Origin of the sequence: Pseudoalteromonas sp. T1lg21 (assembly GCF_002964625.1) — a bacterium.
GTDB classification, from domain to species: Bacteria; Pseudomonadota; Gammaproteobacteria; order Enterobacterales; family Alteromonadaceae; genus Pseudoalteromonas; species Pseudoalteromonas gelatinilytica.
In genome coordinates this window covers 592,582-599,033 of the sequence record NZ_PQBX01000060.1, presented here as the reverse complement: position 1 = coordinate 599,033, position 6,452 = coordinate 592,582, and the positions used below count along the sequence as shown (strand labels likewise).

At 41.7% G+C, this 6,452-nt stretch carries 5 protein-coding genes and 6 tRNA genes; 1 reads left to right on the top strand and 10 read right to left on the bottom strand.

The features are described 5' to 3' along the window. The first annotated feature begins 345 nt into the window (after window positions 1-345). Window positions 346-1,764: an alanine/glycine:cation symporter family protein gene (locus C2M25_RS16720; RefSeq protein WP_105181611.1), complete on the top strand. Its 1,419-nt coding sequence runs from the start codon at window positions 346-348 to the stop codon at window positions 1,762-1,764. A 17-nt stretch (window positions 1,765-1,781) separates the two neighbouring features. Here the strand turns inward: C2M25_RS16720 and C2M25_RS16715 are convergent, their stop codons facing one another. The 10 genes from C2M25_RS16715 to uvrY all read right to left on the bottom strand — a co-directional run bounded on the left by C2M25_RS16715 (window position 1,782) and on the right by uvrY (window position 6,378). Then, window positions 1,782-2,228, bottom strand: a complete 447-nt coding sequence (locus C2M25_RS16715) for a hypothetical protein (RefSeq protein WP_105181610.1) — start codon at window positions 2,226-2,228, stop codon at window positions 1,782-1,784. A gap of 171 nt (window positions 2,229-2,399) precedes the next feature. After that, a tRNA-Leu gene (locus C2M25_RS16710) sits at window positions 2,400-2,486 on the bottom strand. A gap of 35 nt (window positions 2,487-2,521) precedes the next feature. Next, a tRNA-Cys gene (locus C2M25_RS16705) sits at window positions 2,522-2,595 on the bottom strand. Between the two features lie 18 nt (window positions 2,596-2,613). Beyond that, window positions 2,614-2,689: transfer RNA gene (locus C2M25_RS16700), tRNA-Gly, on the bottom strand. 197 nt (window positions 2,690-2,886) lie between these two features. After that, window positions 2,887-2,973: transfer RNA gene (locus C2M25_RS16695), tRNA-Leu, on the bottom strand. 34 nt (window positions 2,974-3,007) lie between these two features. Next, window positions 3,008-3,081, bottom strand: a tRNA-Cys gene (locus C2M25_RS16690). 12 nt (window positions 3,082-3,093) lie between these two features. Continuing rightward, a tRNA-Gly gene (locus C2M25_RS16685) sits at window positions 3,094-3,169 on the bottom strand. 139 nt (window positions 3,170-3,308) lie between these two features. Then, complete coding sequence (pgsA, locus tag C2M25_RS16680; RefSeq protein ID WP_063707169.1) at window positions 3,309-3,854, bottom strand: CDP-diacylglycerol--glycerol-3-phosphate 3-phosphatidyltransferase; 546 nt, start codon at window positions 3,852-3,854, stop codon at window positions 3,309-3,311. A gap of 41 nt (window positions 3,855-3,895) precedes the next feature. Continuing rightward, on the bottom strand, window positions 3,896-5,719 hold the full coding sequence (uvrC, locus tag C2M25_RS16675; protein ID WP_105181609.1) for an excinuclease ABC subunit UvrC: 1,824 nt from the start codon (window positions 5,717-5,719) through the stop codon (window positions 3,896-3,898). 8 nt (window positions 5,720-5,727) lie between these two features. Next, window positions 5,728-6,378, bottom strand: coding sequence for a UvrY/SirA/GacA family response regulator transcription factor (gene uvrY, locus C2M25_RS16670; RefSeq protein ID WP_054553647.1), 651 nt, complete (start codon window positions 6,376-6,378; stop codon window positions 5,728-5,730). Between the last annotated feature and the right edge of the window lie 74 nt (window positions 6,379-6,452).

Sequence of the window (6,452 nt, the reverse complement as noted above, 5' to 3'; positions counted from 1 at the left end):
TATAATACATCCTTAAATTTTCGAGTCAACACTTAATTTTAAACTTTCTTTTTAGACCGTTTTAAACCGAAGTTTTACTTAACTCTCTGTTACCTTGTTCAGCGCTTTTCATTGCTGCCCGCCGTGTCAGTGGATGCGCATTATAGGGAGATGGATTTTTAACGCAAGCACTTTTTGAAGGTTTTTTTGATTATTTTCAAATTATTTAGATACCCACCAAATGCAAACACGTTACCCACAAACGACTGTGGATAACTGAGGTTTTTTAGCAGAATAACTAAACTCTCCTCGCTTGTTATGGTAACTTGCGCCGCAGATTTTCCACTCGCTCACAAGGCAAGAAAAATGACAGACATTATAAATAGTATAAGTGGTCTCCTCTGGGGTCACATTCTGGTTTACCTTTTAATAGCTGCGGGGCTATTTTTTACTCTTCGACTCGGTTTTATCCAATTCACTCAATTTCCACATATGATCAAAGTGATGTTTCAGAGCCGCCAAGGTTCTGGTGAGGGCATTTCTTCATTCCAAGCTTTTTGTACTTCATTAGCTGCACGAGTTGGAACAGGTAATATGGCGGGGGTTGCTGTTGCACTTTATTTAGGTGGTGCCGGTGCAATTTTTTGGATGTGGCTTATTGCTTTAATAGGTATGGCGACAAGTTTTGCCGAGAGTACGCTTGCCCAAGCATATAAAACGGTCGATGAAGATGGCAACTTTCGTGGTGGCCCTGCTTATTATATGGAATATGGGTTAGGCAAACGCTGGATGGGCGTGATCTTTTCTCTTTGCCTTATTCTAGCTTTTGGCTTGGTATTTAATGCTGTTCAATCAAACTCTATTGCTGCTGCATTTGATGTTGCGTTTGGTATTCCAAACTATGTTGTAGGTATCGGCTTAGTATTAGGGTCAGGTATTATCATTTTCGGTGGCTTAAAAACTATTTCACGTTTTGCAGAAATGGTTGTGCCATTTATGGCGCTGGCTTATTTGTTAGTTGCACTTTATGTATGCGCCATGAACTACGATTTATTACCGAACGTATTTATGCATGTTATTAATAGTGCCTTTGGTATCGAGCAAGCAGGCGCAGGTGCAATTGGTTATGGTGTTATGCAGGCGATGATCCAGGGTATTAAACGTGGCTTATTCTCTAATGAAGCAGGTATGGGTAGCGCTGCAAATGCAGCTGCAACGGCAACACCTAACCCACCGCACCCTGCCTCACAAGGTTATGTGCAAATGCTCGGTGTATTTGTAGATACAATTATTATTTGTACTGCAACTGCAGCCCTTATTTTATTATCACAACAACTTATACCTGATTCCGGTGTGACTGGCATTGCATTAACACAAGCTGCTCTTGAAGAACATGTTGGTAGCTGGGGAGCCACTTTTGTTGCGATTGCAATTTTATTTTTTGCATTTACCTCGATTGTTGCAAATTATTCTTACGCCGAAACCAATTTATTGTTTTTGGAGCATAACCATGCATCGGGCATGTTGATTTTCCGATTACTGGTACTTGGTATGGTGATGTTTGGTGCGCTCGGTGAATTACCATTAGTATGGACGCTTGCCGATATTTCGATGGGATTAATGGCTATTGTTAACGTCATCGCTTTGTTTATGTTATCGGGCGTCGTTATTTGGCTTGCGAAGGATTACAACTCACAACGTAAAGCAGGTAAATTACCTACTTTCGACCCTTCGCAAAACAAAAAGCTCGATCAAACTATTCCTAAAGGCGCGTGGCGTAAATAATCACGTTTAGTAAATACTTAATTAGGGAGCGCTTGCGCTTCCTTTTTTGTATTTGTTAACTTTTCAAAGACAGACATGATGAATGCAATTTGTTGCTCGTTAAGTTTGGACTCAAGCTTAGCAACAAGCTGCTCTTTAATTTGATCTTTTAATGCTTGTTTTTGTTCTACGGATAACAGTGGCTGTGTCTGTTGCTGATAAGATTGTACAGCACTTAGCATATCCATCATCACGTCATTATCAAAATCGGTTAGCGCCGCTTTCGCATTACTAATAGCCTGTTCTGATTTATCGAAGACGGTCGATACTTTATCAACAAGCACGCTCACCTCATGAATTTTCAGAACGTCGTTAATGTTCGACATAATAATCGCAACAGGAATAAGTACTAACGAGATCGCTAGGCAAAGCCCAAACACTGCGCCTACCCAGAACTGATTTAAGCCACGTTTAAATTGCTCCATTCTCTTTCCTTGATCCTATTTAGTGAATTCAGTAGTGCTGAAAACTTAAAACGCATTAGCTGATTTAAAAAGACTAAGGAAACTATAAAGCTATTTTGGCAATAAAAAAATAGTTAGATGAGGTTATGAAAAGAAATATAAATGAAATAAAGAAGAGGTATTTTGTATAAATGGTGCCCGGGGCCGGACTTGAACCGGCACGCTGTTACCAGCGAGGGATTTTAAATCCCTTGTGTCTACCAATTCCACCACCCGGGCATCGGGTCGCTCGTAAGAGCATGTGGAGTATTATATGGAGGCGGAACCCGGAGTCGAACCGAGGTAGACGGATTTGCAATCCGCTGCATGGCCACTCTGCCATTCCGCCTTATCGCTTCCAAATAATTGGAGCGGCACACGAGGCTCGAACTCGTGACCTCAACCTTGGCAAGGTTGCGCTCTACCAACTGAGCTAGTGCCGCAAATTTGTTTCTGTCAGTAATTTGTCCGTTGGTGCACAACCTTGGGGTTGCGATGATAACGTTCTGGCAACTGAGCTAGTGCCGCAAATTTGTTTCTGTCAGTATTTTGTCCGTTGGTGCACAACCTTAGGGTTGCGATGATAACGTTCTGGCAACTGAGCTAGTGCCGCAAATTTTTTATTAGTTACCACTAAAAATGGTGCCCGGGGCCGGACTTGAACCGGCACGCTGTTACCAGCGAGGGATTTTAAATCCCTTGTGTCTACCAATTCCACCACCCGGGCATCGGGTTGCTCATAGAGCGCGTGGAGTGTTGAATGGAGGCGGAACCCGGAGTCGAACCGAGGTGGACGGATTTGCAATCCGCTGCATGGCCACTCTGCCATTCCGCCAAATTAGATAATTGGAGCGGCACACGAGGCTCGAACTCGTGACCTCAACCTTGGCAAGGTTGCGCTCTACCAACTGAGCTAGTGCCGCTTTCTTTATCTTGGGGGCTATGCCCTCTCAACACGGACGCATTCTACAGAGATTATTAAACGCGTCAATATAAAAAATGCTAGTTTTGAACTGTTTGCTTATTTTTTATCTAAAACGGTGTGTAATTAAACGTTTAGGATCAATTTTTGGTCAATTCTGACCATGCTGCTATTAAATACTGCAACATAGAACTAAGCGTTAAGAATGTTGCAATGTATAAAAGACCATAACTTAAGTAGATCATCCATGTATCAAACTGCCAAATCAAACCAATAATGGCTAGCATTTGTGCCGCAGTTTTAAACTTGCCCATGTTTGATACAGCTACGTTGTCACGTTTACCCTGCTCTGCCATCCATTCACGTAATGCAGAGATAACAATTTCACGACTAATAATCACTAATGCCGGAATAGTCATATACAAGGTTTGATAATGACTCGATAAAGCAACCAGTGCCGCACACACCATTACTTTATCTGCAACCGGATCTAAGAACGCACCAAATGGCGTTGACTGATTTAAACGACGTGCTAGATAACCATCAAGGATATCTGTGATCGACGCAAGCCAGAAAACAAACGCAGCAGCGAAAAACGCCCATGAGAAAGGCAAATAAAATATCACCAAAAAAATGGGGATAAGAAAAAGTCTAAAGGTTGTGAGTGTGTTTGGAATATTCCACATAACTACTTGGAGATGTCTTTTTTTCTATATTCGCACGAAGGCTACGCCTTGTCATGCAAATGATTAAATATCTTCTCAGCCATTTCAGGGCTGATCCCAGGAACTTGTTTTAATTGGTCTATATTAGCAGCTTTTACCCCTTGCATGCCCCCTAAATATTTTAATAATGCTTGTCGGCGCTTTTGTCCAACGCCAGTAATTTCTTCTAATAATGATTGTGTGCGTTGTTTTTGGCGTTTATTACGATGCCCAGCAATGGCAAAACGGTGCGACTCATCACGTATATGCTGAATCAAATGCAGTGCTGGCGCATCTGAATCAAGTGGAATTGTTTTACGTCCGCCATCAATTAATAGCGTTTCTAACCCAGGTTTTCGACTTGTGCCTTTTGCAACACCCACCAGCAATGGCATTTTATTATGCGGCCAGTTTTCAAAATATTGCTCAGCACGAGATAGTTGCCCTTTACCCCCATCGATAAAGATAACATCGGGTATTTTTTCTTCATCAACGACTTTGTTGTAGCGTTTATTAAGTGCAAATTCCATCGCGGCATAATCATCGCCACCGGTGATGCCAGTAACATTAAAACGGCGATACTCTTTATTGTTAGGTCCTTGTGAATCAAACACCACACAACTTGCAACCGTGTTTTCACCCATTGTATGGCTGATATCAAAACATTCCATGCGATTAATATCATCGAGACGTAATGTTTCTCTTAATTGCGCGTAACGTTTATTAATGGAGTCTTGGGTACTTTGTTTAACACTAATGCTGTTCAGAGCATTTTTATTAGCAAGCTTTAAATACTGTGCTCGCTCACCTCGATTGGCAACTTTTAAACTAACTTTACGCTCAGAGATTGCCGTAAGTGCTTCACTTAAAGGCTCACTTTCTTCAATACTGAACGGTAAGATAATTTCTTTGGCAATGCGCCCCGTTGCACCAGGTGCTAAATAATACTGACCTAAAAACGAAGTCAGTATTTCTTCTTCACCGGAATCTTTAGGTACTTTTGGGAAATAAGTTTTGCTGCCTAGCACTTTGTGATCGCGGATCATTAATAAATGAACCGCATTTAAACCATTTAAATGCGCAAAGCCAATCACATCCATTTCCGCATGATTACCCGAAATAGATTGTTGCTCCTGCATTTTTCGCAGTAGCATAATTTGGTCACGCACTTTGGCAGCAACCTCAAATTTGAGCTCTTTGCTCGCTTGCTCCATCTTGGTGATTAAATCAGCAATGACTTCATGAGATTTGCCTAGCAAAAACTTGCGAACAAAATCAACTTCTTGTCGATATTCTTCATCGGAAATTTTATTTACACACGGCGCAGAGCAGCGTTTTAACTGATATTGTAAACATGGACGGCTTCTAGCTCGGTAATACGCATCTTCACATTGGCGAACCGGAAAGATTTTTTGCATTAAACGCAAACTTTCTGATACCGCTCCTGCACTTGGGAATGGACCAAAATATTCGCCTTTAATTTTTCGGCTGCCGCGATGAAACGCCAGACGCGGGTGCGTGTGATCAGTTAAAAGAATATACGGGTAAGACTTATCATCTCGTAACAGAATATTGTAACGAGGCTGATATTTTTTAATTAGGTTGTTTTCGAGTAATAAGGCTTCCGTTTCGGTGTTGGTCAGGGTGACCTCAATACCGCAAATATTACTTACTAAGACACGCGTTTTACTATCAGTGACATTACTTCGAAAGTAACTACTGACGCGCTTTTTTAGATTTTTTGCCTTACCGACATAGATAACTTGCCCTTCACTATCAAGCATTCGGTAGACACCGGGCTCACTTGATAGTGTTTTTAGAAAACGGGCTGGTTCGAAATCAGACATTGAGCAAATTAATGCGAACTATCAATGTCGATCATTTTATGACGGATTGCTAAATGAGTAAGTTCAACATCACCACCCACATTTAGCTTTTCAAACATGCGATAGCGATAGCTATTCACTGTTTTTGAACTCAGGTTTAAACGTTCTGCGATGTCTTGCGCTTTCTCACCTTTGGTGATCATCAGCATAATTTGCAGCTCACGCTCAGATAAACTCTGGAATGGGTTTTCATCTGTACGGCCACTTACCTGCGCAAGAGCAATTTGCTGTGCAATTTCAGGTGCAATATAACGTTGGCCTGCATTCACCGCACGAATGGCGTTAACCATTTCATCAGAGCCGGCACCTTTGGTCAGATAACCATGAGCACCGATTTGCATTACTTTACTTGGGAATGGATCTTCACAATGCACAGTAAGCACAATAATTTTTACATCTGGGCAATAACGACAGATTTTCTTCGTCGCTTCTAAACCGCCAATACCTGGCATATTCATGTCCATCAACACGATATCAGGTGAATGCTGGCGACAAAATTGCACCGCTTCTTCACCGGTTTTAGCTTCACCCACCACTTTAAAACCACGAACATCATCAAGTATACGTCTGATCCCTGTCCGTACAAGCTCATGGTCATCAACTAAAAGTACATTAATCAATGGAACACCCTCAAAAAACCCAAATAGCTGCTTTCGCACAATTTAATGTGCCACATTAGCACAGAAAAAGTGAA

Bases quoted from the DNA above. Each gene is read 5' to 3' on its own strand.
- C2M25_RS16715 (WP_105181610.1), bottom strand. From the start codon at position 2,228: ATGGAGCAATTTAAACGTGGCTTAAATCAGTTCTGGGTAGGCGCAGTG.
- C2M25_RS16720 (WP_105181611.1), top strand. From the start codon at position 346: ATGACAGACATTATAAATAGTATAAGTGGTCTCCTCTGGGGTCACATT.
- uvrC (WP_105181609.1), bottom strand. From the start codon at position 5,719: ATGTCTGATTTCGAACCAGCCCGTTTTCTAAAAACACTATCAAGTGAG.
- pgsA (WP_063707169.1), bottom strand. From the start codon at position 3,854: ATGTGGAATATTCCAAACACACTCACAACCTTTAGACTTTTTCTTATC.